The 24,816-nt window shown below is 51.8% G+C and carries 19 protein-coding genes and 1 tRNA gene; 15 read left to right on the top strand and 5 right to left on the bottom strand.

The window, feature by feature from the left end:
- Positions 1-4: 4 nt before the first annotated feature.
- From MED297_RS16460 to MED297_RS16485, 6 genes are all read left to right on the top strand, one after another.
- On the top strand, positions 5-1,960 hold the full coding sequence (locus MED297_RS16460; protein ID WP_008046946.1) for a chemotaxis protein CheA: 1,956 nt from the start codon (positions 5-7) through the stop codon (positions 1,958-1,960).
- Positions 1,957-2,442: a chemotaxis protein CheW gene (locus MED297_RS16465; protein ID WP_008046947.1), complete on the top strand. Its 486-nt coding sequence runs from the start codon at positions 1,957-1,959 to the stop codon at positions 2,440-2,442. The genes MED297_RS16460 and MED297_RS16465 overlap by 4 nt, the downstream gene beginning before the upstream one ends.
- A 64-nt stretch (positions 2,443-2,506) precedes the next feature.
- Positions 2,507-5,158, top strand: coding sequence for a methyl-accepting chemotaxis protein (locus tag MED297_RS22660; protein ID WP_008046948.1), 2,652 nt, complete (start codon positions 2,507-2,509; stop codon positions 5,156-5,158).
- 45 nt (positions 5,159-5,203) lie between these two features.
- On the top strand, positions 5,204-6,040 hold the full coding sequence (locus MED297_RS16475) for a CheR family methyltransferase (protein WP_008046949.1): 837 nt from the start codon (positions 5,204-5,206) through the stop codon (positions 6,038-6,040).
- On the top strand, positions 6,037-6,651 hold the full coding sequence (cheD, locus tag MED297_RS16480) for a chemoreceptor glutamine deamidase CheD (RefSeq protein ID WP_008046950.1): 615 nt from the start codon (positions 6,037-6,039) through the stop codon (positions 6,649-6,651). Before MED297_RS16475 ends, cheD begins: the two co-directional genes overlap by 4 nt.
- 61 nt (positions 6,652-6,712) lie before the next feature.
- The gene (locus MED297_RS16485; RefSeq protein WP_008046951.1) at positions 6,713-7,762 is read left to right on the top strand and encodes a protein-glutamate methylesterase/protein-glutamine glutaminase; all 1,050 of its coding nucleotides are present in this window, start codon (positions 6,713-6,715) and stop codon (positions 7,760-7,762) included.
- Between the two features lie 368 nt (positions 7,763-8,130).
- Here the strand turns inward: MED297_RS16485 and MED297_RS16490 are convergent.
- Positions 8,131-8,207: transfer RNA gene (locus MED297_RS16490), tRNA-Val, on the bottom strand.
- Positions 8,208-8,478: 271 nt separating this feature from the next.
- Between MED297_RS16490 and MED297_RS16495 the strand changes: the two genes are divergently transcribed.
- From MED297_RS16495 to MED297_RS16520, 5 genes are all read left to right on the top strand, one after another.
- The gene (locus tag MED297_RS16495; protein ID WP_008046956.1) at positions 8,479-9,312 is read left to right on the top strand and encodes a WYL domain-containing protein; all 834 of its coding nucleotides are present in this window, start codon (positions 8,479-8,481) and stop codon (positions 9,310-9,312) included.
- Positions 9,313-9,974: 662 nt separating this feature from the next.
- Positions 9,975-10,871, top strand: coding sequence for a hypothetical protein (locus MED297_RS16505; protein WP_008046958.1), 897 nt, complete (start codon positions 9,975-9,977; stop codon positions 10,869-10,871).
- Between the two features lie 4 nt (positions 10,872-10,875).
- Entirely contained in the window at positions 10,876-11,688 is an 813-nt protein-coding gene (locus tag MED297_RS16510; protein ID WP_040557554.1) for an HAD-IIB family hydrolase, read from the top strand.
- Positions 11,689-11,705: 17 nt separating this feature from the next.
- On the top strand, positions 11,706-12,932 hold the full coding sequence (locus tag MED297_RS16515) for a glycosyltransferase family protein (protein ID WP_008046961.1): 1,227 nt from the start codon (positions 11,706-11,708) through the stop codon (positions 12,930-12,932).
- 6 nt (positions 12,933-12,938) lie between these two features.
- On the top strand, positions 12,939-14,705 hold the full coding sequence (locus MED297_RS16520; protein ID WP_008046962.1) for a sugar phosphorylase: 1,767 nt from the start codon (positions 12,939-12,941) through the stop codon (positions 14,703-14,705).
- A gap of 3 nt (positions 14,706-14,708) precedes the next feature.
- Here the strand turns inward: MED297_RS16520 and MED297_RS16525 are convergent, their stop codons facing one another.
- The 4 genes from MED297_RS16525 to MED297_RS16540 form a co-directional block, all read right to left on the bottom strand.
- Positions 14,709-15,662, bottom strand: coding sequence for a GGDEF domain-containing protein (locus MED297_RS16525; protein WP_008046963.1), 954 nt, complete (start codon positions 15,660-15,662; stop codon positions 14,709-14,711).
- Between the two features lie 174 nt (positions 15,663-15,836).
- Positions 15,837-16,607 carry a YciK family oxidoreductase gene (locus MED297_RS16530; RefSeq protein WP_008046965.1) on the bottom strand — a complete coding sequence of 257 codons (771 nt, stop codon included), beginning with the start codon at positions 16,605-16,607 and terminating at the stop codon, positions 15,837-15,839.
- Positions 16,608-16,609: 2 nt separating this feature from the next.
- Positions 16,610-17,317 carry a bifunctional 2-polyprenyl-6-hydroxyphenol methylase/3-demethylubiquinol 3-O-methyltransferase UbiG gene (gene ubiG, locus MED297_RS16535; protein ID WP_008046967.1) on the bottom strand — a complete coding sequence of 236 codons (708 nt, stop codon included), beginning with the start codon at positions 17,315-17,317 and terminating at the stop codon, positions 16,610-16,612.
- 97 nt (positions 17,318-17,414) lie between these two features.
- A complete protein-coding gene (locus MED297_RS16540) occupies positions 17,415-18,731 on the bottom strand; it encodes a TRZ/ATZ family hydrolase (RefSeq protein WP_008046969.1) in 1,317 nt (438 codons plus the stop codon).
- A gap of 404 nt (positions 18,732-19,135) precedes the next feature.
- Here MED297_RS16540 and gyrA point away from each other — a divergent pair, with 404 nt between their 5' ends.
- The 4 genes from gyrA to MED297_RS16560 all read left to right on the top strand — a co-directional run.
- On the top strand, positions 19,136-21,781 hold the full coding sequence (gene gyrA / locus MED297_RS16545) for a DNA gyrase subunit A (protein WP_008046971.1): 2,646 nt from the start codon (positions 19,136-19,138) through the stop codon (positions 21,779-21,781).
- A 14-nt stretch (positions 21,782-21,795) separates the two neighbouring features.
- Positions 21,796-22,896: a 3-phosphoserine/phosphohydroxythreonine transaminase gene (gene serC / locus MED297_RS16550; protein WP_008046972.1), complete on the top strand. Its 1,101-nt coding sequence runs from the start codon at positions 21,796-21,798 to the stop codon at positions 22,894-22,896.
- Positions 22,889-24,007, top strand: a complete 1,119-nt coding sequence (gene pheA, locus MED297_RS16555; protein ID WP_008046974.1) for a prephenate dehydratase — start codon at positions 22,889-22,891, stop codon at positions 24,005-24,007. Before serC ends, pheA begins: the two co-directional genes overlap by 8 nt.
- Positions 24,007-24,816, top strand: an 810-nt coding sequence (locus tag MED297_RS16560) for a pyridoxal phosphate-dependent aminotransferase (RefSeq protein ID WP_008046976.1), incomplete at its 3' end; no start/stop codon positions are given. The genes pheA and MED297_RS16560, both read left to right, overlap by 1 nt.

Consider the following 24,816-nt stretch of genomic DNA (forward strand, 5'->3'; position numbering starts at 1 on the left):
AACCATGAGTATGGATCTGGGGCAGTTTCATGAAGTCTTTTTTGAGGAAAGCCAGGAGCATCTGGATGCACTCGAACAAGGACTGATGGCGCTCGATCCGAGTCAACCCGACGCAGAATTACTGAACACCATTTTTCGCGCGGCGCATTCGATTAAAGGCAGTAGTGGCGTCTTTGGATTTACTGCACTAGGTGATATCACGCATGTGATGGAAAACCGTCTGGATGAATGGCGTAAAGAAATCAGCCAACCCCAGGCGTCGCAAGTGGATCACCTGCTCACGGTGGTGGATGCGTTGCGTCATTTGGTCAGTGTTTACCAAAACGGAGAGCCGGTAGACGAGCAATGGGTACAAGATACCATTGATGGCCTGAATGCGAAGTTTGATGCCTACGAAATAAAGAACAGTGAGCAAAGCCAATCGTCGGAACCGGTAGTAGACGAGGATGATGACGAAGGTTTTGGCTTTTTCGAACCCTTGGAAGCTGAAGCTGAAGCGGATGACGATGTAGGTTACGGCTTTTTTGAAGAGGAGCCAGCGCCCGACGAGGATGAAGGGTTCGGTTTCTTCGAGGAGCCGGAACCTGAAGCAGAGTTTGCTGCAGCGAATACCGAAGCTGAAGACGAAGGCTGGGGGTTATTTGAGGAACCCGGTTCTTCTGACACGTCGCCGCCCCAAGTCGATGCTGTAGAATCGAAACCGACTGAAACGAAGGCGCCTGCGAAATCAGCCGTATCAAATCCAACAACGGAGTCGGCACAAGCCGCACAAAAATCCGGCGGTACCATCCGGGTGAATGTCGAAAAGGTCGACAGTTTGATTAATCTGGTGGGCGAGTTGGTCATCACACAATCGATGTTGGCGATGGTTGGGCAGAACCTGGATGATGCCAATCAGGAAAAGATGAACGGAGTCATTGAAACCCTGCATCGTAATACCCGGGAGATTCAGGAATCGGTCATGTCGATCCGTATGCTGCCAATCTCTTTTGTGTTTAATCGCTTTCCAAGAGTCGCGCGCGATACGGCAGGAAAACTTGGTAAAAAGGTTAATCTGGTGATTGAAGGCGGCGATACAGAGATTGATAAGGGCTTGGTTGAGCAGTTAGCCGATCCTCTGACTCACCTCATGCGCAACAGTATCGATCACGGGATTGAATCTCCGTCCGATCGGTTACAGGCAGGAAAACCAGAAACCGGAACCGTTCGTCTTTCGGCGCGTCAACAAGGTGGCAACATCATCATCAGTGTTATTGACGATGGGGCCGGCCTGAACCGGGACAAAATTCTGAACAAAGCCCGCGAACGCGGTATGACCGTGAACGCTGATTCACCCGATGAAGCGATTTGGCCGTTAATTTTTGAACCTGGATTTTCCACCGCGGATGCCGTCACCGATGTTTCAGGTCGGGGCGTGGGCATGGATGTGGTGAAAAAGAACCTGAGTAATCTGGGCGGTCGCATCGATATTGATTCCGTCCCTGGTTACGGCACCACATTGTCGCTGATTTTGCCACTGACTCTGGCCATTCTTGATGGAATGGCGGTGTCGCTTGGATCTGAAACCTACATTATACCGCTCGGTAATATTGTCGAGTCCATTCAGCCAAATGCTGAGCAGGTAAAGACCCTCAATGGCGATGAACTGTTGAATGTGCGCGGCCATTATTGGCCGGTGGTTCGATTGCATCGCGTCATGTCGGTGCGGCCGCGTTTCGAACGCATCACAGACGGAATAGTGATATTGACTGAATCCGGTAAACGTCGTTTCGGCATTCTCGTCGATGAACTGCTCGGACAGCAGCAGGTTGTCATTAAGAGCCTCGAACAACATTACAAGCGCATTCCCGGTGTTGGGGGCGCGACCGTTATGGGTGATGGACAAGTGGCCTTCATCCTTGATTTAGAATCCCTGGGCGCGGACGTCGCGGCCACGGCGACCCTGGAGGACGCTTCATGACCGATGAACATGACGTGGACAGTCAGCAGGAGTTTCTGACTTTCCTGTTGGGCGATGAACAATACGGTATTGACATCATGAGCGTGAAGGAAATTCGCGGTTACGACAACGTTACCCGCATTGCCAACGCGCCGGCCTTTATCAAAGGCGTTATTAACATGCGTGGTGAAATTGTCCCCATCGTCGATTTGCGAATCAAGTTTCAGCAGAAACAACCGACCTACGACGAGTTTACGATCGTGATCGTCGTTCAGGTACACGATCGCCTGGTCGGCATGGTTGTCGATGGCGTGTCCGATGTAGTGGGCTTTACGCCGGAAGAGATACGTCCGTCCCCCGATTTCGGGACAGCCTTTGACAGCCGGTATCTGTCGGGCCTTGGCTCCAAAGATAAAGATATGGTGATTCTGGTTAACATTGAAGCGTTGGTGACCAGTCAGGAACTCGGATTGATCGATCAAAACCGATCAACGTATTCATAAACGGTTTTATACAAGTCCCGGCCAGATCGGTTGGCAGAGACGGTGGTGTAATGATGGAGGGATCATGAACCAACTTAATAATGCACTCAGTGCGCGCATCTTGATAGTCGGCACCGGGCCTGCCCTGTTGCTGGTGATTCTAAATCTGGCTCTTGCTGGCTCCGGGTCGGCAACGGTTCTGAACCTAATTGTACTGGCGGTTGCCGCAGGAGCATCATTGTGGCTAGCAAAAACTACCGTTAATGCCTTAGGTGAAAGCCCTGGGCAGTTGCGATCGTGGCTTCACCAACTCGTGAAGGGTGACACTGAGTTTGAACTAAGCCATATCCCTGTGTCCGGAAGTCTGGCCGAAGCGTTGTGTCAGGTTCGCGATCAGATGCGTGAGTCGGAAGAAAAGGCAAGGTTTAACTTCCGGATTCGTAAAGCAGTGGATACCACCTCTACGAACATCATGATTGCCGACGATGCCCGCAACATCGTTTATATGAATCAGTCGGTCACTGAAATGATGCAAAAATCCGAGAGCGATATTCGCCAGGATCTGCCGAACTTTTCAGCCCGGGAAATCCTCGGTGGCAGTATGGATCGCTTCCATAAAAACCCCGGTCATCAAATGGGCATGCTTGATCGGTTGACCGACCTTTATGAAACCGAGATCGAAGTTGGCGGTTTGACCTTTCGGTTGCGCGCTACTCCGATCTTCGATGAAACCAACAATGAACGCCTGGGAACGGTAGTGGAATGGTATGACCGTTCTGAGGAAATCAAAGCGGAACAGCTCGCCCGCGAGAATGTTCGCATCCGGAAAGCGGTCGATACAACGTCAACCAACATCATGATCGCGGATGATAAACGTAACATCGTCTATATGAATGAATCGGTCACCGAGATGATGCTGAAATCCGAAAATGACATTCGCCGTGATCTGCCCAACTTTTCGGCCAATGATATTCTTGGTGGTAGTATGGATCGGTTCCATAAAAATCCGAGCCATCAAATGGGCATGCTTGATCGGTTAACCGATCTTTACGAAACCGAGATTGAAGTGGGCGGGTTAACCTTCCGCTTACGGGCAACACCGATTGTCGATGAAACCAATAATGAACGTTTGGGTACTGTCGTTGAATGGTATGACCGCTCTGAGGAGATTAAGGCTGAGCAACTGGCGCGTGAAAACGTTCGTATTCGTAAAGCGGTGGACACCACGTCGACGAATATCATGATTGCGGATGCCGAACGTAATATCGTTTACATGAATCAATCCGTCACCGACATGATGCAAAATTCGGAGACGGATATTCGTCGGGATTTGCCGAACTTTTCGGCCAATAATATCCTCGGTGGCAGCATGGACCGGTTCCATAAAAACCCGAGCCATCAGATGTCGATGCTGGATCGGCTGACCAACATTCATGAGACTGAAATTACCGTGGGTGGTCGTACCTTCAGTCTTCGAGCCACACCTATTTTCCTGGAAGAAGGCAGTCGGGAACGTCTTGGTACTGTGGTTGAATGGAAAGACCGTACCGATGAAGTGGCGACCGAACGCGAAGTCACCCAGTTGGTTGAAGGCGCTGTTAATGGCGACTTTAAACAGTCGATTGCTACGGAAGGTAAGCAGGGCTTTTTACTGACTCTGGCTGAAAACCTGAACACTTTGGTGTCGACAGCGGATCAATCCCTGAGCCGGGTGAGCGAAGCGCTGGAGCGGTTGTCCAAAGGCGACTTAACGGTACGGATCACTGAAGACTATGAGGGCGCCTTTGGTGATTTGCGCGATTACTGTAACCAGACGGCACAGAGCTTAGACAGTATGGTGACGCAAGTCAGTGAGGCCGTTGTTGCTATTCGTACCGCGTCTGGGGAGATTGCACAGGGCAACTCAGATCTCAGTTCACGGACAGAACAGCAGGCGGCCAATCTGGAAGAAACCGCGTCCAGTATGGAAGAATTATCCTCCACCGTGAAATCTAATTCCGATAACGCTCAGCAGGCTAACAGTTTGGCCGAGCGGGCCACGGATGTTGCCGTGCGCGGAGGTGATTTGATCCGGGAAGTCGTGCAAACGATGGAAGCCATCAATGACTCGTCGCGGAAGATATCGGACATTATCGGCGTGATAGACGGTATTGCCTTCCAGACGAATATTCTGGCGCTGAATGCTGCCGTCGAAGCGGCTAGGGCCGGTGAGCAGGGCCGAGGTTTTGCGGTGGTTGCGTCAGAAGTTCGCAGCTTAGCGCAGCGCTCTGCTAATGCGGCGAAGGACATCAAAGGGTTGATTTCCGATTCGGTCGATAAAATCGAAAGCGGTAATCAGTTGGTGAATCAGTCCGGGGAGACCATGGACGAAATCGTCGGTGCGATTAAACGCGTCAATGACATCATGGGTGAAATTGCAGCAGCATCAACGGAACAAACCAGTGGCATTCAGGAAGTCACGACTGCTGTCAATCAGATGGACGAAATGACTCAGCAAAATGCGGCCCTGGTTGAGGAAACCGCTGCGGCATCAGAAAACCTGCAATCTCAGGCTGAAACACTGGGACAAAACATCGATGTTTTCAAGTTGAGCGATACGTCTACCATCCATGCTGCGCAGGTAGGGGCCAAACCTCCAGTGAAGAGCGAAAGTGTGCCTCAACCAACCAAAAGCCGGGTGCCGCTGCCTCAGGCCGAAGCTGATGCCGATGATGACGATGAATGGGAATCCTTTTAACGTTGACACCTTCGCAATAGAAAAGTCGAACGACAGAGGCGGTAAATGAGCAAGCAGCCGACGCGAGATTTTCGTTACCAACAAGAGGATTTCGATGCCATTCGTACCCGTATTCATGAAGCGGCAGGTATCTGGTTGGCGGACAGTAAACAGCAAATGGTTTACAGCCGCATCGTTCGACGCCTGAGAGCCTTGGGACTGACCCAGTTCAGTGATTATTTGAAGGTACTCGATAAGGAGCATGATGAACTCGAGTTGTTCATTAATGCGTTGACAACGAACCTGACGTCGTTCTTTCGCGAGAGTCATCATTTCGAGGCCTTGAAGACGTACATTCAACAGCACCACAGTACTAAAGCGCCGATACGGATTTGGTGTGCAGCTGCCAGTACTGGTGAGGAGCCTTATTCGATTGCTATTACGGCGATGTCGGCGACAGGCTCGTTGGTGCCGAATGTGTCGATCTTTGCCAGTGACATTAACAGTCAGGTTTTAGCGACAGCGCAACGTGGTGTGTATGCCGAAAGCCGTATAGAAGATCTGGACCTTGATATGAAACGGCGGTTTTTCTTGCGTGGCAAGGGTGATAAGGAAGGATTGGTGCGGGTGCGCCCTGAGTTGAAGCGGTTGATTGAGTTTCATCGGCTGAACCTCCTCGATCAACGTTGGCCGATCAAAGACGGGTTGGATGTGATCTTTTGTCGTAATGTCATGATCTACTTCAATAAGGAGACTCAGTCGACCGTGCTTAAACGCATGGTACCCATGCTAAAGCTCGGTGGATTGTATATCGCAGGTCATTCCGAATCGTTGGGGCGGGACATCCGAGGGTTGGAAAGCGCGGGTAAAACTGTTTACCGACGCATTGGAGGCGGAATATGAGCAGTGAACACACCGCCGAAGTCGAACTGGCCCCGAACCGCTATTACGATCGGCATTTCAAACGTGAAGCCATCAAATTATTACCGGGAGAGTACTATATTGCCCGGCCCGGAAAACTGATTGTGACCGTCTTAGGATCCTGTGTGGCCGCCTGTATCCGGGACCGGAACTTAGGTCTGGGAGGGATGAATCACTTTTTGTTACCGGCGGGTGACTCTTCGGGCGTGCAATGGACAGAGTCAGGGCGTTACGGTGCCTATGCCATGGAGTTGGTGATCAATCAGCTCATTAAAATGGGAGCGAACCGCGCGCACCTTGAAGCGAAGGTCTTTGGTGGTGCCAATGTGTTGTCCAGCATTACCCAACAAAGTGTGGGCCACAAAAACGCCGAGTTTGTGCTCAATTATCTTGAAGCAGAAAACATTCCGGTCATTGCCAGCGATTTACTAACGCCTTATCCGCGCAAAGTTTATTTTTTTACGGAGAATGGTCAGGTGTTGGTTAAAAAACTGAAGAAACAACACAACGATACTATTCGGGATCGGGAGGAACGTTATCTGCGACGTCTGGACACGGAACTTCCGCACGGGGATGTGGAGTTGTTCGAATGATCTTCGATCTTTTAAATAATCGACGGGTCTTAAAACCAAATTCACCTAGGGCTAGGCCGCTATGATACGCGTGCTTATCGTCGACGACTCCGCCCTCATTCGTCAGGTGCTGACACAGGTAATTGATGCAGCCCCTGATATCCGTGTTATCGGAGCGGTGGGGGATGCCTACGCAGCTCGGGATTTTATTCGTAAACAACCTCCGGATGTGATTACCCTCGATATTGAAATGCCGAGGATGGATGGTTTGAGTTTTCTGCAGAAACTGATGAAAGCCCGACCCACGCCGGTCGTTATGGTCTCAACATTAACCGAAGAAGGCGCCGATGCCACGATGCGCGCGTTAAGTCTCGGTGCGGTGGATTTTGTTGCTAAACCCAAGATCGACATCAAAGCCGGGCTCTCAGAATATCAGGCTATCATTCAAGACAAGATTCGTGCAGCGGCGATAAGTCGGCCTAAAGCTGCACTTCCTGATGCGACGGTGCCTCTTAAGTCGAACGCAAACATTTTTGTGGGTACCGAACAGATTACTGCCATCGGCGCCTCCACCGGTGGGACAGAAGCCATTAAGGCACTTCTGCAACGACTTCCACCGAATGGCCCCGGCACCGTAATCGCTCAGCATATGCCGGCGGGCTTTACGCAATCTTATGCGGCAAGGCTGAACCGGGAGTGCGCTATGACGGTTAAAGAAGCCGAGCATGATGAACGTATTCTGCCGGGTCACGCTTACCTGGCGCCGGGCAACTATCACTTGCGTGTCGTGCGCTACGGTGCCGATTACCGGGCAAGGCTGGATCAATCCCCGCCAGTAAGCCAACATCGGCCATCGGTGGATGTTCTGTTCGAGTCGGTCGCCGAAGCCTGTGGGGTGAATGCTGTCGGGGTGATTCTGACCGGTATGGGAAAAGACGGTGCCACAGGCTTGCTGAGTATGCGTCGGGCTGGTGCTTTGACGCTGGGGCAGGATGAAGCAAGTTGCGTGGTCTATGGCATGCCGGGCGCTGCTTGTGCTTTAGGCGCCGTATCAAGCACGCAAACCTTGCCGGAAATGGCTGAAACACTGCTCACGCACTGGGCAAAGCGTGGTGCTGGTAATCGCGTTTAGCCAATAGCGAAATGGTCGAATCATTAGGGCGACGAAACACACGCTTTTGGCCAGGACGCAGGGGCGGGTAGACATTAAAGTGCTAGTGAAAAGTCTCGCGAACGATGCAAGTATATAAACCATCGACATCAGGGCGATAAAGAAAGTAAACCAGAGCACGATGTAAACCTGTTGCCAGCTTTTTCATCGTCCCGAAACGACAAAACCCGCCAAAAAGCGGGTTTCGAAAATCTGGTAGGACTAAGCAGATGCACTGCGCCCTGCGGGCTCGTGGCCTTCGGCGTGAACTGAGCAGTTCCAAACCGGATACTCATCCGGCTGAAAACAAAAACGGCCACCCCAAGGAGCAGCCGTTTTTGTTTTAAATCTGGTAGGACTAAGCAGATTTGAACTGCTGACCTCTGCCATGTCAAGGCAGCGCTCTAACCAACTGAGCTATAGTCCTGAAGAACGGGTGTGTATATTACCCATGATTTTCCCCAATGCAAGCATTTGAATAAAAAATCTTTTAATTCAGTAGCTTAGCTATAGTTCACTGGCCTTTGGATAAGATGATGTTTGGTTGGAAACTGATCAGTAATCGTAGGTTGAGAGGTCGTGTGAACGACGTTTGAATCGGCAGGCCACAGCGGAACTATTCGTTGACAGGTTTTTGGCACAACCTTACAGTGCAGGAACCTACTATAATTCTATAAACATAATCTGAGATAGACAGGATGAATGAGTCAACCAAACCGAAACTCGAAGATCAGTCTCAACCGCAGCAGGAGCGCCTTTTTTACTTAGAGTTTCGATTGTATTTTCTAGGTCACGCCAATCGCAGTGACCTGCAGCGCCGATTTGGTCTGAAAGAATCGTCGGCCTCTCGGGACATCGCGTTGTATAAGAAGCTGGCCCCGGACAACGTGGTGTACGATTACGGCATTAAGTCTTATATCCCTCAGGAAAGCTTTGTACCTCTGTATTCTTACACGGCCACTCAGGTGCTCACCGCGCTGACTTATGGATTCGGTGACGATTACGCTGGCCCGAAGTTTCCGGAAATCGCGACCGAATCGCCTGCCCAGTCACCTCTGCCTTTTATTTCAACGCTGGCCGCTGTAACCCGGGCTATTCATAAGCAGCAGGCCTTGTCAGTCAGTTACATCTCGTCAGATCATGGTGAGCGCGTCCAGGCCATGGTACCGCATGCCCTGATAAACTCCGGAACCCGTTGGCTGGTGCGTGGTTACGATCGGTCGACAGATCGCTTTGATGACTTTGTAATCAATCGTATTGTTAAGGTCCTCGGTTCCAGTGATGCTCCACAGGCACATGAGTTGAAAGAAAGCGATAACGACTGGAATCAGATTTCCAGTCTGACGTTGGTACCGCATCCGGCGCTGAGCCATCCGGAAGCCGTTGCTCAAGAATACGGTATGCACGATGGGGTATTAAAGATGACCTGCCGATCTGCGTTACGAGACTACATGCTGTCCCAATGGAATGTCGATTTGTCGCCAACGCCTTCGGCGAAAGCGGGTGACTTCCAGCTGTGGTTGAAGCCCTGAGCTGATTCATCGTCCCTACCAAAGTCAAAGACAAAAAGCAGAGCCTGGCTCTGTTTTTTTGTTTTTGTCAAAAAACTGCCTTTACCGTTAGGCTTTTTCGTCAAAGTAAGTGACCGACAGGGTCACTTTGAGACCTTTCTGTATCAGTTCTCACCTGTTCAATATGACCTAATCCAGCTGAAAAGCCTTGATATGGCGGGGTTTGAAACTGGTATGGAATTCGCTCCTCTCTTACACACAATAATAACGCCCGACAGGTCGAGAAATGAGCACCTCCTTTGTTGAAAAACTAAGCCATGCGGAACCTCAGTCACGAAATGAAACTTGCAGTGAATGGCTTGGTTCGGATCCCGACAATAATGCTACCCCCTTATCCGGAACTCGAAAGCTACTACCGTTCCCTGAGCAGGAAATGGATTTTGCCGAGTTGGAAGCCATCTTGGATGAATCTTGAGTCTCCGAAGTGGTGCGTCGAAAAGGGTCATTTCAAGGCGAATAAAAGCGGATGTTTGCACCAAAAGTGTGCGCTAGAGCACCTGGGCCTTTTGGTGGTGCGTAGTTAGGAGGGCTTTTGCCCCAAAACAGTGGGCTGCATCGCCGATTCGGCGGCTGGTATATAATGTGCAATCATTCAGGGAAACTGCTCAAACAGAGAGCTGAATGTGACCATTGATAGTGTGATCGAAGCGTTTACTACCGAACACGATTTGCCACCGTCGTTTGGCCTCACCGCGAGGACTGTATACTGGCCCTTATTGTCAAGACTGATTGCCTCTGCCAGTTCAATGTCTGGCCCCTTGTTTGTCGGCATTCATGGCTGCCAGGGTTCGGGTAAGTCCACGCTCACTGACTTTCTACTCTATGCCTGCCAGCGCGAACACCAGGTCAACGCGATTGGTTTTTCACTGGATGATTTCTATCTCACCCGGAGAGAACGGCAGTATTTGTCCGAGACAGTACACCCGTTGTTGATTACCCGTGGTGTGCCAGGTACACACGATATTTCGCTGCTGAATCAAACCCTGGATCAGATTGTGTCAGCACACTGGCCGGTCTCCATTCCCGTTTTCAATAAAGCTCAGGATGATCGCGCTCCGAAAGCACAGTGGCAGCAGATTACTCAGAAACCGCAGATAATTTTCTTTGAAGGCTGGTGTGTTGGAACACCTTCTGAATCTCAGGAAGCCCTGCAACAGCCCGTGAACGCCTTAGAACGGAATGAAGATCCGGATGGCTCTTGGCGGCAATTCGTCAATCGCCAGTTAGAAGAGCAGTACCAGCCTCTTTTTCAAAGGCTGGACCAGCTTATTATGCTTCGGGCACCGTCATTTTCGGCGGTTCAGCAATGGCGCGAAGAGCAGGAAAAGCGCCTCGTGGCAAAACTGACTCGGGAAGGCCGTTCGGTGGACGCTGCAATGTCTCCTGAGCAAATCGCCCGTTTTATTCAACACTACCAGCGTCTGACGGAACAGTCGTTATCTGAGTTGCCCAGTCGGGCAGATGTGGTGATACAACTGGATAATGATCGCGCCGTTCGATCTACCACAGGATTGGACTAAACCATTGACTATACTCATTTACACCGATCTGGATGGAACACTGCTGGATCACGAAACGTACAGTGCCTCGGGTGCATCAATGGGTATTCAGTCTGCACTGGATGCCGGGGCTGTCATCATACCGGTGACGTCTAAAACGCGCGCTGAAGTTGAGCCGCTTATGGGCGAACTGAACTGGGGTTTTCCGTTCATTGTAGAAAATGGATCGGCGGTTTTTTTACCAGAATGGTTATGTACAAAGGTGGATTGTCATTTGCCCAGTCAGGCGGAATATCGTGTAAAGGCGTTTTCTCCGACGCTGGCTGAATGGCAACCGCTCATTGATGATTTGGCTCAGGCACTGCCGGGCGCATTTCAACCCTTTAGCCAGTTAGATGTGGCTCGGGTCATAGCGCTAACAGGGCTTTCCGAAGAACATGCTGCGCGAGCATTGCAACGCGAGTTTTCCGATCCACTCTATTGGCTCGGGACTGATCAGCAGTTCCAACAGTTACATCAGTTTTGTGTGCAAAAGGGCGTTGACGTCGTTCGTGGCGGTCGGTTTGTGCATCTGCTGCAGGGATCGGACAAAGGCCGGGCCGTTCGCTGGTTAACGGATTGGTATGATCAGCGTGAGTCAAACAAGCCGCAAACGATTGCACTGGGCGATGGTGAAAATGACCTGTCCATGTTGGCTGCTGTTGATCATCCGGTTCAGGTTCGATCGCCATCTCATGCGTTTCCGGATTTTGAACATCCGAACCGCTTTCGTACACAACACACCGGACCTGAAGGCTGGTCCGAAGCTATCGCGTCGTTACTGGCGCGCATTGACTAAACCTGTGAGGACTTTCCATGGCTGATTTTCATCAGAACGGTATTATTACCACCTTGCACAACCTCTCTGATCGATCTTTAGAAGATATGGAGTACGATCTTCTGCACTTTTCTCGTTTTCGTCCGATGGGACTGATCCTCCCTAGTTTGTTTTCTGAGCTGGAAGGCGATGCGTTACCGAACATTGTTGAACACCTTAAGGGTGCCAACTATCTTTCCGAAATTGTGATTGGACTGGATCGGGCAGATAAAGATCAGTTCCGCCATGCGGTTGGTTTTTTTGATGAATTGCCGCAGCATCATCGTATTCTCTGGAATGATGGTCCGCGCCTGAAGGCGTTGGATGATGAACTGCAACGCCTTGAAGTCGCACCTCGTGAAATGGGTAAAGGGCGTAACGTTTGGTACTGCATGGGTTATATGCTGGCGACCGGGCGTGCGGAATCGATTGCACTGCACGATTGTGACATTGTGACTTACGATCGATCGCTGTTGGCTCGACTGTTGTATCCGGTGGCGCACCCACAGTTTAATTATGAGTTCTGTAAAGGATTTTACGCCCGGGTGGCGGATGGCAAAATCAATGGTCGCGTGTCCCGTTTGTTGGTCACGCCCCTATTGCGGGCGATGAAACGCGTTGTCGGCCCCAATGAGTATCTCGAGTTTATGGACAGCTTTCGCTACCCCTTAGCCGGTGAGTTTTCCTTCCGCCGAGATGTGCTGAATGATATCCGGATTCCATCGGATTGGGGATTGGAAGTCGGTGTCCTCTCTGAAATGTATCGCAACTACGCGAACAATCGCTTGTGTCAGGCGGACATTGCTGATGTGTATGATCACAAACATCAGGACTTAAGTCTGGAAAGCACCGAGGGCGGCTTGTCGAAGATGTCAGTCGATATTACCAAGGCATTGTTCCGGAAGCTGGCAACTCAAGGTGAGACTTTTACCAGCGAGACGTTCCGATCATTGAAAGCCACCTATTATCGTATTGCGTTGGACTTCGTCGAGACGTATCACAACGACGCCATGATGAATGGGTTAAAGCTTGATATTCACCAAGAAGAAAAAGCCGTCGAGATGTTTGCCCAGAACATCATGACGGCAGGGCAACGGTTCTTGGAAGCTCCTATGGAGCGCCCGTTCATACCGAGCTGGAATCGCGTGGTGAGTGCCATGCCCGATGTTTTTGATCGCATCGTAGAGGCGGTTGAAGAAGACCGAAAAGAGATCCTGTCGGAGTAATGCTTCATGAGTGATGACGTTCATGCGCAGTTACAGAAAACACTCGAACACCAACTTGATGTGATTTATCAGGGCGTGGAGCCCTATGTGGATCGTTCTGAGTTGGCCACGAAACTGGTTAACGCAATGGGTCTGGAGTCAATAGATCAGGCTCCGGTACCCTTTACTAACCATTGGAGCGAGCAGGACACGATCCTGATCACCTATGGTGACAGCATCGAACGCAAGCAGGATCATGGTGTGACCGAAGCTCCGCTGAAAACGCTATACGACTTTTTACAGGGGCCGATCCGGCAGGCGTTTAACTCAGTGCATATTTTGCCATTTTATCCGTACAGTTCAGATGATGGATTTGCGGTCATAAATTATACGGCGGTCAATGAAGCATTGGGCGATTGGCAGGATATCAATGCGATTGCTCAGGATTTCCGGTTGATGGCGGACCTGGTCATCAATCACAGCTCAAGTCGCAGTGTTTGGTTCGATCAGTTCATCCGCGGAGAAGAGCCCGGATGCCGATTCTTTAAAACCGGTGCGCCGGATAAAGATTATCATCAGGTGGTACGTCCGCGAACCAGTCCGCTGTTCCGGGAAACTGAAACGGCCACCGGAACTAAGTTGGTCTGGTGTACGTTCAGTCATGATCAGGTCGATTTTGACTTTGCTAACCCCGATGTGCTCTTGGAATTCGTCCGGATTATTCGTCGTTATCTGGATGAGGGTGTCAAAATCTTTCGTCTGGATGCAGTCGCGTTTTTGTGGAAGCAAGACGGAACCAGTTGTATTAACCTGCCGCAAACGCATGAAGCGGTTCGGTTGTTCCGGACGTTAATTGAACACGCCAGTCCCGATGCGGTGATCATCACCGAAACCAATATTCCCAATCAGGAAAACTTAGCGTACTTCGGTAATGCCAACGAAGCCCACTGTATTTATAATTTTTCCTTACCTCCGCTGTTAATCCATACGTTGATTGGCGGTGATTGCACGACCTTACGAAATTGGCTGATGCGTATGCCGCCGTGCCAGGATGGTACGACATACTTTAATTTTATTGCCTCTCATGACGGTATCGGCCTTCGACCAGCCGAGGGATTGTTGTCCGAGCTTGAGCTGAACACCATGATCGGCACGATGCAAAGTTTTGGCGCGCGTGTGTCGATGAGAACGTTAGACGATGGTTCGTCCAAGCCTTATGAGATTAATATTGCCTTGTACGATGCGCTACAGGGAACCCACGACGGACCGGATCGGTTTGGGCTGGCAAGGTTCATCTGCGCCCACGCCATCATGTTGTCTCTCGAAGGTATTCCGGGAATCTACATTCACAGCATGCTCGGGACACGAAACGATTTGGATCGTCTGGAACACACCAAACACAATCGCCACATCAATCGACACCGCTGGGATTTTGATGCGCTGGACGAGGCACTGAATGATGCCGATTCGCACCATGCTCAGGTGTTTACCCGCTTGATCGATCTGATTCGCTGTCGTAAGCAACAGCCGGCGTTTCATCCCAATGCCACTCAGTTTACCTTGCAGTTAGGGCCGGGGCTGTTTGGTATCTGGCGTCAATCCATCTCCCGAAAACAGAGTATTTTCTGTATTTCCAATGTGACCCGGGAGACGGTGACGGTTCCGTTAAAAGAAGTGAATTTGATTACAACCTACGACTGGGTTGATTTGCTGACTGGGGATGCGGTGGATGACCTGAATGGTGAGCTGACTTTGCAACCCTATCAAACGGTCTGGTTATCGAATCGCCAGTAGGGGTTAAAGACTCAGGGCATCCTGTTCGGTGACCAACGATGTGACCACGCAGTTTCGCCCCTGGTCCTTGGCGCTAAACAGCGCCTGATCGGCCCGGTTCACCAGTGCCGGCCAGTCGGCTTCACCTTCGTAATGTGCAACGCCAAAACTGGCGGTAACCGGCCGCTCGCGATCCGCCAGCTTAACCTGATCGGGAATAGCGAGGCGGACTCGTTCAGCAACTGAGCGTGCCAGTTCCAACGTTGAGTTGGTCAGACAAATTAAAAACTCTTCACCGCCATAGCGAAAGCAGACATCACAGCGACGGACTGAGGTATGAATGACTCGGGCAACCTGACGCAAAATATCATCGCCAGCCAGATGCCCATAGCGGTCATTAATCGATTTGAAGTGGTCTACGTCAATCAAGATGATACTCAGGTCCTGATCTTCATTGCGGCGCGCACGTTCCATTTCGCGCTCAAGCGTGATGGCCATGGCGCCGCGATTGTTCAAACCGGTCAGTGGATCAATCATTGCGGTTGCCATCGCTTCGCGGTATTTCAACGCATTTCGAAGTGGGAAGATCACCAGGTCCATGATGGACTCGATGAAGGCCATTTCCTGTTCGCTGAAGCGCTTACTGCGTACAAAACTGATGTCGCCAAAAGCTTGCTTCTGCATGTTCAGCTGGTACTGGCAGCGGTGTTTTGCAGACCGACCGATATAGGTGTCGATCATGGCATCGCCATTAACATAATGTATGCCTGAAATGGGCAGGTAGGCTTTCAAGTGTCGATGCAATAAAGTCAGAATCTGATCAATGTCCAGCGACGTTTGCAAAGCGGTGGCCAACTGTAAGCGCAGAGCCTGTATGCGATCGGCACTGGGTGCTTCAAACGCAAAGGAAGAAACACTGCTGAAAACGCTGTTTTCCGAGGATCGTCCGATGGAGGACTGTGTAAAGCTGCTGGGCATGATCCGTTACCGCATCTGGTTCATTTGAGAATCATATAGCGATAACTATGCCATTCAGATAAAAGCCTTTAAAATCAATAGCATAGGTTATTTTTAAGCGGGAGAGTGGCAAAAAACCGGCGATTATCTTCCTGTTAGAGAGTGGTCGGTGCCGGAAACCCGGCACCAAATCGTTCAGCTCAGATAGTCATAGGCGTCGATGGATTGGCCATTGAAGGGTTCTGCTGCCTCGGACATCAGGAAACGGTAGAGCGGCATATGGTCTTCGGGTGGTGGAACATCGCCCGGGTCTTCACCGGGATAGGCGCTGGCGCGCATCGCCGTTCGGGTTCCTCCGGGATTGACGGCAAAGGTGCGTACTTGGCTGATGGCGCCGAGTTCGTCTGCCAGCGTTTGCATCAGGCCTTCTGTCGCAAACTTCGACACCGCATAGGCCCCCCAATAAGCACGGCCTTTACGACCGACGCTAGAGGTTGTAAACAGGATGCGACCCGCGTCGGCTGCTTTCAGCAGTGGTAACAATGCCTTAGTCAGGTAAAACGCGCTGTTGACGTTAGTGTTCATCACGTCCAGCCATTCCTGTTCGGGGTATTGTTCGATGGCCATCTTGCTGCCTAGGGCCGAAGCGTTAAACAGAACGCCATCCAGTCGACCATATTCCTGCTCAATGGCGTAAGCCATTTCCCGGGCGATATCGGGATTAAGCGTGTTCAGATCGTACGGGAAGATGATGGGGCGGGTCTTTGTGTTCTGTTCAATCAGGTCATAAACCTGCTCGAGCTTGCCTTGCGTGCGACCGAGCAGGATGACATGGGCGCCAGCATTTGCATAGCTCAGTGCTGCTGCCTTGCCAATGCCATCGCCGGCTCCGGTCACCAGAATGACTTTATCAAGCAAAGCATCCTCGGGCAGTTGCTGAAGCTGTTCTTTGGAAATGGATTGCATAATCAGTCTGCCTTTTCAGTCGCCATCAGATAGTTCACGGACACGTCGCTGGATAACCGAAACGCTTTGGTCAGCGGGTTGTAAGTCATGCCCTTGAACTCTCGAACCGTCAGACCGGCTTCCCGGGCCGCGCTGGACAGTTCCGAAGGACGAATGAACTTCTGGTACTCGTGCGTTCCTTTCGGCAGCAGGTTCATGACGTATTCGGCACCGACGATGGCGAACAGAAAGGCTTTGGGGTTGCGGTTGATCGTTGAAAAGAAGGCTTTACCGCCGGGTTTCAGCAGGGTTCGGATGGCCGACATCACTGATGAAGGATCAGGAACATGTTCCAGCATTTCCATGCAGGTGATGACATCAAACTGTCCGGGTGCCTCCTCCGCGAGCTGCTCGGCCGTCATCTGGCGGTATTCAATACCTTCAAGGCCCTGTTCCAGTGCGTGCAGTTGGGCTACCTTCAGAGGGGCGTCGGTCATATCGATTCCGGTGACCTGTCCACCACGTTTCGCCAGCGTTTCAGTCAGAATGCCGCCACCGCAGCCAATGTCTGCCACTTTTAAACCGGCGACGTTGATATGGCTATCAATAAAACGCATACGGACAGGGTTTAAATCGTGCAGGGGTTTGAACTCAGAATCGGGATCCCACCACCGACTGGCTAATGCTTCGAATTTAGCCAGTTCAGCAGGGTCAACATTGGTGGTTGCCACGGTATTTCCTCTAACAAAAGATGTTGGGGCTATTATGACGGGAAAAGGAACGGCATGACAGGGGGTGACCCCGTCCGGATTGGACGGGGTCGGTGGATCAGCCAGCGGTAATGCGATCTCGCCAGGCTTTGGCATTTTCAATGATGTCGGCTTTGTTCAGCGTGGTCAGCTCGCGGTTGGCGAGCAGTTGCTGACCTTCAACCCAGACGTGACGGATCTGATCCCGGGTGGACGCATAAACGATGTGAGAAACCGGATCGTAAATTGGCTGAGATTCCAGGTCGTCTAAGGCAATGGCGGTGATATCTGCGCGCTTGCCGACTTCCAGGCTGCCGATTTCGGTGTCCCAACCCAGTGTACGGGCGCCATTCAGAGTTGCCATGCGAAGTGCCTGATAGGCCGACAGTGCGGTGGCTTTACCGCTGACCGCCTTGGCCAGCATAGCGGCGGTACGCATTTCACCCAGCATGTCGAGATCGTTATTGCTGGCCGCGCCGTCAGTACCCAGCGAAACGTTAACGCCGCGTTCCATCAGGGTATCGACCGGGCAAAAACCGCTGGCCAGTTTCAGGTTGGATTCCGGACAGTGAATGACGTGTGCACCGGTTTCGACGATATCATCAATGTCTTCCTCAGACAGCGCCGTCATGTGGACTGCCTGGAAGCGCGGGCTGAGCATGCCCAGATCTTTCAATCGGCGGATAGGGCGTTGACCACGACGTTCCTGCTCACCATCGACTTCAACTTGTGTTTCATGGACATGCATCTGGATACCAACCTGCAGGTCGGCTTCCAGCTCAATGATTTTTTTCAGGGGCTCATCGGAACAGGTATAGGGCGCATGTGGACCGAAATTGACTTTGATGTGGCTGTGTCCTTTGTACTTCTCTAGAACGGCCAGGCCTTTTTCAATGTGGACATCCGGGCCTTCGCCCCAGGCGGTCGGGAAATCGATCGTAGGGAAGCACAGCTGCGCCCGCAGTCCGGATTTCAGTACGGACTCAGCCGAGGCATCCGGGAAAAAATAGTTGTCGGAAAAGGTCGTGGTTCCGGAGCGGATCATTTCCGCAGCGGCCAGAGCGGTGCCATCACGAACCATGTCGTAAGTGACCCATTGGTTCTCGGCAGGGAAAACATGGTCATTCAGCCAGGTCATCAGCTCGAGATCGTCCGCCATGCCGCGGAACATGGTCATGGCAGCATGGCCATGGGTGTTGACGAAGCCCGGTATCAACGCCTGGTCGCCGAGTTCCAGTGTTTTTTCTGCTTGATAGCGGATTGCCGCTTCGCTTGTTGGTAGAATGTCTTTAATCCGGCCGGCCTCAATGACGATGCTGTGATGTTCTAAAACATCCTGGTTGTCGTTGACCGGAATGATCCATCGGGCGCTGATCAGGGTGTCAATCTTTTCCATGCTGAGTCTCTTAAGTTGTCTGTGTGGTCAGGAGGTGGCGTATGCTACCAGTCTGGTGCTGAAAAACCCAAGTCTAGATTGTGCATTGGGTTTCTGCCGCCTATGTTCTTCGACAGATCGCACAGTCCCGCGCATAGACCGCCATTAAACCTGTCTATCTTATTGATTTGTGGTATTATTTCGCACTTTCGTTAAATGCGAATCGGGGTCTGCCAATCGGGTTCTGAGAGTGGCTTTCAGCCTGCAAGCCTGGCCCGATGCTTTAGGGTTCTATCCCCGTCAATTGCTGGTCGGGCGTCCCTTCGGGTGTTTGGCAGATCAGAGAACGGAGCGACCGTCGTTCCGGCCCCAGATAACAGTCGATTATAAAACCGACTGAACGATAAGAAGGACAATGGAACCTCATGGGTGAAATAGCCAAAGAAATTCTTCACGTCAATATTGAAGAAGAGTTAAAACAGTCGTATCTCGATTACGCGATGAGCGTCATTGTTGGTCGGGCATTACCGGATGTACGTGACGGCCTTAAGCCTGTTCACCGACGGGTGCTCTTTGCCATGAATGTTCTTGGTAATGACTGGAACAAGGCCTACAAAAAATCGGCCCGTGTTGTCGGTGATGTGATTGGTAAGTACCACCCCCATGGTGATTCCGCTGTTTACGATACCATTGTGCGAATGGCGCAGGATTTCTCCATGCGTTACACGCTGGTCGACGGTCAGGGGAACTTCGGTTCCATCGATGGCGACGCGGCGGCGGCCATGCGATACACCGAGATTCGTATGGAGAAGCTGGCGCATTCTCTGCTGGCCGATCTGGAAAAAGAAACCGTCGATTATGTCGACAACTACGACGGTACTGAGCGCATTCCGGATGTTCTGCCCACCCGGGTTCCGAACCTGCTGGTCAATGGATCCTCCGGTATTGCGGTTGGTATGGCGACCAATATTCCGCCTCATAATCTGGGCGAAGTGATCGACGGCACGCTGGCGCTGATCGAAAACCCGGATCTGGACGTTGATGGCCTGATGGAATATATCCCAGGACCTGACTTCCCGACCGGGGCTTATATCAATGGTCGTAAGGGCATTGTTGAGGCCTATCGCACCGGGCGCGGTCGAATTTACATGCGTGCCAAAGCGGATGTCGTTGTAGACGAGAAGACCGGTCGCGAAAGCATCATCGTTCATGAGATTCCATACCAGGTGAACAAAGCTCGCCTGATTGAAAAAATTGCCGAGCTGGTCAAAGAGAAAAAAATCGAAGGCATTTCGGAGCTGCGTGATGAGTCAGACAAAGAAGGCCTGCGTATCGCCATCGATCTTAAGCGTGGCGAATCCGGCGACGTACTGCTGAACAATCTGTACGCACAGACGCAGCTGGAGACGGTCTTTGGTATTAACGCTGTCGCGCTGGTTGACGGTCAGCCGAAGGTACTGAATCTGAAAGAAATGCTGGAAGCCTTTATCCGGCATCGCCGTGAAGTGGTGACTCGCCGTACCGTTTTCGATTTACGCAAAGCCCGTCAACGTGGCCATATTCTGGAAGGTCTGGCTGTCGCACTAGCCAACATTGACGAAATGATCGAACTGATTCGGTCATCCGCGACCGGCGCAGAAGCAAAAGAACGCATGCTGGCGCGCAGTTGGGCCTTAGGTGATGTCTCCGCCATGTTGGAGCGCGCGGGTGCCGACGTTTGCCGTCCGGAAGATCTGGAAGAGCAGTTTGGTGTCCGGGATGAGCGTTATTATCTTTCTCCTGAGCAGGCGCAGCAGATTCTGGACATGCGTCTGCAGAAGCTTACCGGCCTTGAGCACGACAAGCTCATTGGCGAGTACAAGCAGATTATCGACGATATTGGTGAGTTCCTGCGCATTCTCAACAGCTATGAGCGGTTGATGGAAGTGATCCGCGAAGAGCTGATGGAAGTGAAAGACGAGTTTGGTGATGCCCGTAAGACAGAAATCATGACCTCGCGTCTGGATCTGTCTATGGAAGATTTGATTACCGAAGAAGATATGGTGGTGACCATTTCACATTCCGGTTATGCCAAAACGCAACCGCTTACCGACTATGAGGCGCAGAAACGCGGTGGTAAAGGGCGGTCGGCTTCGGCTCTGAAAGATGATGACTTTATTGAGCATCTGTTGGTAGCCAGCTCGCATGATACCATTCTTTGTTTCTCTACTTTCGGCAAAGTCTATTGGCTGCGCGTGTTTGAAATCCCGCAGGCTTCACGCGCCGCGCGAGGACGTCCGATGGTGAATCTGTTGCCACTGGAAGCGGAAGAGCGCGTGACCGCGATTCTGCCGATCCGGAATTTCGATCCGGATTATTTTATTTTCATGGCCACCGCCAGCGGAACGGTTAAGAAAACATCGTTGGATGCGTTCTCCCGGCCGCGCAGCAGCGGCTTGATTGCCTTATCGCTTGACGAAGGCGACCACCTGGTGGGTGTGGCCTGCACTGATGGCGAGCGTGAAGTAATGCTGTTGTCGGACGCCGGTAAAGTGGTGCGTTTCAAAGAAGAACACGTGCGACCCATGGGTCGCACGGCTCGGGGTGTTCGGGGTATTTCCCTTGAAGACGGGCAGTCGGTGATCTCCTTGATCGTACCGCAGGAAGAGGGCTTCGTTCTCACGGCTTCCGAGCGCGGCTATGGCAAACGGACGGTGATGACCGAGTTCCCGACCAAAGGCCGCGGCACTAAAGGTGTGATTGCCATGGTCAGTAATGACCGTAACGGCAAACTGGTTGGTGCAAAACAGGTCTTCAACGGTGATGAAGTCATGTTGATTTCCGATCAGGGAACGCTCGTCCGAACCCGAGTGGATGAGATTTCATCGCTGGGTCGAAATACTCAGGGTGTGAAACTGATTCGTGTGGCGGATGATGAGAAACTGGTCAGCATCGAGCGCATTGAAGAGCCGGAAGACGTGGTTGAACCGCTTGAAGGTGAGGCCAGCGAATCTGACGGTGACGCTCCACAGGACGATGTCATCGATACCAGTGCCGATACGAGCGACACTCAATCCGACGCGGATGACTGATTAAGGATCTGATCATGGCAAAACCCGGTGCAGAAGCGGTTTATAATTTTTGCTCCGGGCCAGCCATGTTGCCTGCGCCGGTTCTGGCGCAGGCTCAGCGAGAACTGACCGATTATCAAGGGCATGGGGTCTCGGTCATGGAGCTGTCCCATCGCTCTGAAGAGTTCCTCGCCATTCTCCATTCCGCCGAGCATGGTTTGCGCTCGCTCATGCACATCCCGGATCATTACCACGTCTTGTTTACGTCTGGGGGCGCAAGTCCTCAGTTCAGCGCCGTTCCACTGAATCTCTTGAGTTCTGGAGGAGCTGCCGGTTTTATTAACACCGGTTATTGGTCACAAAAAGCCATGGCCGAGGCGGCGCGCTTCGGGCGGGTCGTCGAAGTGGCTTCATCCGCTGATTCCGCGTTCAAAAGTCTTCCGGTTTGGTTATCTGGCTTTCAGACTAATGAGCTTGATTATCTGCATTACACTCCAAATGAAACCATTGGTGGCGTTGAACTTTTCGAAGTGCCGGAACTGCCGACAGACACGCCATTGGTGGCTGACATGTCCTCCTGTATTTTGTCGCGGCCGTTCGATGTCGAGCAGTTTGGTCTGATCTACGCGGGCGCGCAAAAGAACATCGGGCCGGCCGGGCTAGGTGTGGTCATCGTTCGGGAGGACCTGCTTGGTAGCGCGCAAGCGCAGTGTCCGAGACTGTTGAACTACCAGACATTGGTTGAGGCCCGGTCTATGGCTAATACCCCGCCAACCTTTGCTATTTATCTCGCTGATCTGGTTTTTCAATGGTGCTCAGCGCAAGGCGGTGTGCCGACATTAGCAAAGCACAATCTGGCTAAGTCGGATATGCTGTACGATGTGATTGATCGGTCCTCAATTCTGTTTAACGATATCGAACCCAAAGCCCGATCAAGAATGAATGTGCCGTTTTTCTTTCACGATAAAAACCTCGAATCGAGCTTTCTAGCGGGCGCCCAACGTCGCGGACTGCTGAATCTTGCCGGCCATCGCAGTGCCGGCGGTTGTCGTGCAAGTATCTACAACGCCATGCCGCTGGCCGGTGTGCAGGCATTAACCGACTACATGATTGAATTTGAGAATACCCATGTCTGAATCGAACCAAACCCCATCCAAGGCTGACGAAACTGAACTGCTGCAATTACGCCAGGAAATTGATCAATTGGATCAGGAAATTCTGAACTTGATTTCCCGTCGTGCGCAATGCGCCCTGCGGGTTGCTGAAGTTAAGATGAAGGCCGATCCCGGGCAGGCTGTTTTTTATCGACCTGAGCGGGAAGCGCAGGTGTTGAGCCGGGTAATGGAACGCAATCCGGGACCGCTCGGGAATGAAGACATGGCCCGTTTGTTCCGCGAAATCATGTCGGCCTGCCTGGCCTTGGAGCGCCCCTTGGAAGTCGCTTATCTGGGGCCTGAAGGGACCTTTACGCAGCAGGCGGCTAAGAAGCATTTCGGCCAATGGGTCAAAACCAAGCCGATGCCGGCCATTGATGAAGTGTTTCGGGAAGTCGATGCCGGTGCCGTGCAGTATGGCGTGGTGCCGATTGAGAACTCGACCGAAGGGGTGGTCAATCACACTCTGGATACCTTTATTACCTCGAATATCAAAATCGTCGGTGAAGTCGAGCTGCGCATTCATCACCATCTGATGGCCGGCCCGAACACGAATCGCGATAAGATTACCCGTGTCTACAGTCATCAGCAGTCTCTGGCGCAGTGTCGTAAATGGCTGGATGCACACATGCCTCAGGCCGAACGCATCGCCGTCAACAGTAACGCTGAAGCCGCGCGCCGTGTGCAGGGTGAATGGAACTCAGCTGCGATTGCCGGGGAAATGGCGTCTGAACTCTATGATCTTGAGATTATTGAAACGAAGATCGAAGACTCACCTGATAACTCGACCCGGTTCCTGATTATCGGGGCGCAGGAAGTCGATACCTCGGGAGCAGATAAAACCTCTTTGGTGGTGTCGATGCGCAATGAGCCTGGTGCGCTTTATCATTTGCTGAAACCTTTTAACGATTTTGGTGTCGATATGACCCGATTGGAGTCGCGACCCTCGCCATCGGGCAACTGGACTTATGTGTTCTTCATCGATTTTGTGGGTCATACCCGGGATGCCAATGTGCAGGAAGCGTTGTCGGCTATCCGCAAAACCGCGGTTGAAGTAAAGGTTCTGGGTTCCTACCCGAAAGGGGTGCTCTGATGGCAGACACTTCTCTGCCTAACAATAAACGACCCGAGCCTAAAGCTTTTTTACGAGATCTGCCGAGTTACGCCGTCAGTGAGACTGTCGCGGACATCAAAACGCGATTCGGTCTGAGTGATGTCGTTTACCTGGCCAGTAATGAAAACCCGTTTGGCTGTTCTTCAACGGTAAAGTCGACCCTGAATCAGGCGCTAGAAAACAGCCATCGCTACCCGGACGGTGCTGGTCGGGAGCTGAAAACAGCACTTGCATCAGGACTGGGTTTGCACATGGATCAAGTGCTGCTCGGGAATGGTTCGAATGAAATTCTCGACAGTGTAATCAAAGGTTTTTTGGGAGAGGGCGATGAAATGCTGGTCAGCGCCCACTCCTTTGCAATGTATCCGATTATGGCGCAATGGGTCGGTGCGAATGTTCGGCAGATCCCTATGCGTGACTGGTTGATTGATCTCGACGGCATCTCTGCCGCCGTGAGTGACAATACCCGGGTGATTCTGCTCGCCAATGCCAACAATCCAACGGGTACCATGGTACCGGCTGAACAGCTGGAGCGATTTCTCTGTGAGGTACCGACAGATGTCCTTGTGCTCATTGACGAAGCCTATATTGAGTTTGCAGAGCCGGCGATGGGCAGTGCGGTGAGTCTTTTGAGCAAGTACCCCAATCTCGTGGTGTGTCGTACCTTTTCAAAAGCCTATGGACTGGCCGGTTTCAGGATCGGATACGGTCTGGGACACAGCGATGTGATTGAGGTGCTGGAAAAAATTCAGCAACCTTTTAACGTCAATCTGCTGGCCATGAGAGCG

Origin of the sequence: Reinekea blandensis MED297, from assembly GCF_000153185.1 — a bacterium.
GTDB lineage: Bacteria > Pseudomonadota > Gammaproteobacteria > Pseudomonadales > Natronospirillaceae > Reinekea > Reinekea blandensis.

What these genes read in the sequence shown, in the direction of transcription:
- MED297_RS16460 (WP_008046946.1), top strand. Translation starts at nt 5, where the DNA reads ATGAGTATGGATCTGGGGCAGTTTCATGAAGTCTTTTTTGAGGAAAGC.
- MED297_RS16465 (WP_008046947.1), top strand. Translation starts at nt 1,957, where the DNA reads ATGACCGATGAACATGACGTGGACAGTCAGCAGGAGTTTCTGACTTTC.
- MED297_RS22660 (WP_008046948.1), top strand. Translation starts at nt 2,507, where the DNA reads ATGAACCAACTTAATAATGCACTCAGTGCGCGCATCTTGATAGTCGGC.
- MED297_RS16475 (WP_008046949.1), top strand. Translation starts at nt 5,204, where the DNA reads ATGAGCAAGCAGCCGACGCGAGATTTTCGTTACCAACAAGAGGATTTC.
- cheD (WP_008046950.1), top strand. Translation starts at nt 6,037, where the DNA reads ATGAGCAGTGAACACACCGCCGAAGTCGAACTGGCCCCGAACCGCTAT.
- MED297_RS16485 (WP_008046951.1), top strand. Translation starts at nt 6,713, where the DNA reads ATGATACGCGTGCTTATCGTCGACGACTCCGCCCTCATTCGTCAGGTG.
- MED297_RS16495 (WP_008046956.1), top strand. Translation starts at nt 8,479, where the DNA reads ATGAATGAGTCAACCAAACCGAAACTCGAAGATCAGTCTCAACCGCAG.
- MED297_RS16515 (WP_008046961.1), top strand. Translation starts at nt 11,706, where the DNA reads ATGGCTGATTTTCATCAGAACGGTATTATTACCACCTTGCACAACCTC.
- MED297_RS16520 (WP_008046962.1), top strand. Translation starts at nt 12,939, where the DNA reads ATGAGTGATGACGTTCATGCGCAGTTACAGAAAACACTCGAACACCAA.
- MED297_RS16525 (WP_008046963.1), bottom strand. Translation starts at nt 15,662, where the DNA reads ATGCCCAGCAGCTTTACACAGTCCTCCATCGGACGATCCTCGGAAAAC.
- MED297_RS16530 (WP_008046965.1), bottom strand. Translation starts at nt 16,607, where the DNA reads ATGCAATCCATTTCCAAAGAACAGCTTCAGCAACTGCCCGAGGATGCT.
- MED297_RS16540 (WP_008046969.1), bottom strand. Translation starts at nt 18,731, where the DNA reads ATGGAAAAGATTGACACCCTGATCAGCGCCCGATGGATCATTCCGGTC.
- gyrA (WP_008046971.1), top strand. Translation starts at nt 19,136, where the DNA reads ATGGGTGAAATAGCCAAAGAAATTCTTCACGTCAATATTGAAGAAGAG.
- serC (WP_008046972.1), top strand. Translation starts at nt 21,796, where the DNA reads ATGGCAAAACCCGGTGCAGAAGCGGTTTATAATTTTTGCTCCGGGCCA.
- pheA (WP_008046974.1), top strand. Translation starts at nt 22,889, where the DNA reads ATGTCTGAATCGAACCAAACCCCATCCAAGGCTGACGAAACTGAACTG.